This window comes from Streptomyces glaucescens (genome assembly GCF_002154375.1).
Classification (GTDB): Bacteria; Actinomycetota; Actinomycetes; order Streptomycetales; family Streptomycetaceae; genus Streptomyces; species Streptomyces glaucescens.
Genome location: NZ_MUND01000028.1, coordinates 1 through 2,537 on the forward strand (window position 1 = coordinate 1; position 2,537 = coordinate 2,537).

Annotated in this window: 1 protein-coding gene and 2 pseudogenes; all 3 read right to left on the reverse strand. The window is 67.7% G+C overall.

What is annotated here, in order from left to right:
* Positions 1-1,407, reverse strand: a 1,407-nt coding sequence (locus CCN42_RS02225) for a cbb3-type cytochrome c oxidase subunit I (protein ID WP_086732814.1), incomplete at its 3' end; no start/stop codon positions are given.
* Positions 1,408-1,647: 240 nt separating this feature from the next.
* Positions 1,648-1,917 (reverse strand): annotated as a pseudogene (locus CCN42_RS44110) (dTDP-glucose 4,6-dehydratase); the annotation flags it as partial.
* Positions 1,854-2,537: pseudogene (locus CCN42_RS02235) on the reverse strand (S-adenosylmethionine synthetase N-terminal domain-containing protein); the annotation flags it as partial. The pseudogenes CCN42_RS44110 and CCN42_RS02235, both read right to left, overlap by 64 nt.

The following is a 2,537-nucleotide window of genomic DNA, read 5'->3' on the forward strand; positions in this document are numbered from 1 at the left end:
GTTGAGGGCGGTGAAGCCGTCGGCGGCGAGGTAGTCGGCGTAGCGGCGGGGCATGCCTTCGGCGCCGAGCCAGTGCTGGATGAGGAAGGTGGTGTGGAAGCCGGCGAACAGCGTCCAGAAGTGGATCTTCTCCAGGCGTTCGTCGAGCAAGGTGCCGGTCATCTTGGGCCACCAGAAGCTGAAGCCGCCGAACATGGCGAAGACGATGGTGCCGAAGAGGACGTAGTGGAAGTGGGCCACCACGAAGTAGGAGTCGGTGACGTGGAAGTCCATCGGCGGGGAGGCCAGCAGGACGCCGGTCAGGCCGCCGAAGAGGAAGGTGACGAGGAAGCCGGCCGCCCACAGCATCGGCGGTTCGAAGGAGACCGAGCCCCGCCACATCGTGCCGATCCAGTTGAAGAACTTCACGCCCGTCGGCACGGCGATCAGGAAACTCATGAAGGAGAAGAACGGCAGCAGCACCGCCCCGGTCGCGAACATGTGATGCGCCCACACCGTCACGGAGAGCCCGGCGATGGCGATGGTCGCGCCGACCAGGCCGCCGTAGCCGAAGATCGGCTTGCGGGAGAAGACCGGGATGATCTCGGTGATCACGCCGAAGAACGGCAGGGCGAGGATGTAGACCTCGGGGTGCCCGAAGAACCAGAACAGGTGCTGCCAGAGGATCGCGCCGCCGTTGGCCGGGTCGAAGATGTGCGCCCCGAACTTGCGGTCCGCCTCCAGCGCGAACAGGGCCGCGGCCAGCACGGGGAACGCGAACAGCACCAGCACCGAGGTCAGCAGCACGTTCCAGGTGAAGATCGGCATGCGGAACATGGTCATACCGGGGGCGCGCATGCAGATGATGGTGGTCATGAAGTTGACCGCGCCGAGGATCGTGCCGAACCCGGACAGCCCCAGCCCCATGATCCACAGGTCGCCGCCCAGCTGCGTGGTGCGCTCACCGCCGCTGAGCGGGGTGTAGGCGGTCCAGCCGAAGTCGGCCGCGCCCTCGGGGACCAGCAGGCTGGCCATCACGATCAGCCCGCCGAAGAGGAACAGCCAGTACGAGAACATGTTCAGCCGGGGAAAGGCGACGTCCGGGGAACCGATCTGGAGCGGCATGATCGCGTTGGCGAACCCGGCGAACGTGGGCGTGGCGAACAGCAGCAGCATGATCGTGCCGTGCAGGGTGAACGCCTGGTTGTACTGCTCGTTCGACAGGATCTGCAGCCCCGGCCGGGCCAGTTCCGCCCTGAGCGCCAGGGCCAGCACCCCGCCGAACAGGAAGAACCCGAACGACGTGATCAGATAGAGGTGACCGATCTTCTTGTGGTCCGTCGTCGTCAGCCACGTGACGATCACTTGTCCCCGGCTGCGGCGCTCCGCCGCCGGCACCGGTGCGACCGGTTCGGTGTGTGTCGCCATCACGTCCCTCGAGCGGCAGTGTGCGTGTGTCTCCCCGCGGCGGGCGCAGGGAGTCCTTGGCGGGCCGTGCGGCCCGGCAAGTGCGTAACCAGCGCAGCGGAACGTAGTCGTGTCTACCCGTCAGATCACGCGGTGCGGCCCTTGTTTGGGCTGAACGGCCGACTCGTTCATCCCTGGGGGGGTGGCGGACGGTGGCTCTCGGGTGAGGAGCAGGGGATCCTTCGGGTGAGGGCGATCTTTTCAGTCCGCCAGGGTCTGCCACCAGGTGCGGTTGCGGCGGTACCAGTCGACGGTCTCCGCCAGGCCGGTGCGGAAGGCCGTGGCCGGGTGGTAGCCGAGTTCTTCGGTGATCTTCGTGCAGTCCACGGAGTAGCGCCGGTCGTGGCCTTTGCGGTCGGGCACGTGGCGCACGCGGTCCCAGTCGGCTCCGCAGGCCTCCAGGAGGAGCCGTCGGTGTCGAGCTTGATGCCGTCCTCGACCAGTTCCTCCAGGACGTGCTCGACGACGAACTCGCGGATGTCGGGGGCGAGCAGCGAGTCCAGGTCGATGTCCGAGGCGTGCTGGGAGGAGACCACGACGGTGTCGAGGCGGACCGCCTTGTCGCCGTCGTACTCGATGGTGACCTGCGTCTTGCCGTCGGGGCGCAGGTAGGGGATCGTGCCGTTCTTGCGGGCCTCGGTCAGGCGGCGGGAGAGCCGGTGCGCCAGGTGGATCGGCAGCGGCATCAGCTCGGGGGTCTCGTCGGTGGCGTAGCCGAACATCAGGCCCTGGTCGCCGGCGCCCTGACGGTCCAGCTCGTCGCCCTCGTCCCTGCGGGAGGTTCCCCCGACCCGCTTCTCGTAGGCGGTGTCGACGCCCTGCGCGATCTCCAGGGACTGGGCGCCGATGGACACCGAGACGCCGCAGGAGGCGCCGTCGAATCCCTTCTTCGAGGAGTCGTAGCCGATCTCGACGATCGTGTTGCGGACGAGGGCGGGGATGTCCGCCCACGCCTTGGTGGTCACCTCGCCGGCGACGTGCACGAGGCCGGTGGTGATCAGCGTCTCGACGGCGACGCGGGAGACGGGGTCCTCCCGCAGCAGCGCGTCGAGGATGGTGTCGCTGATCTGGTCGGCGATCTTGTCGGGGTG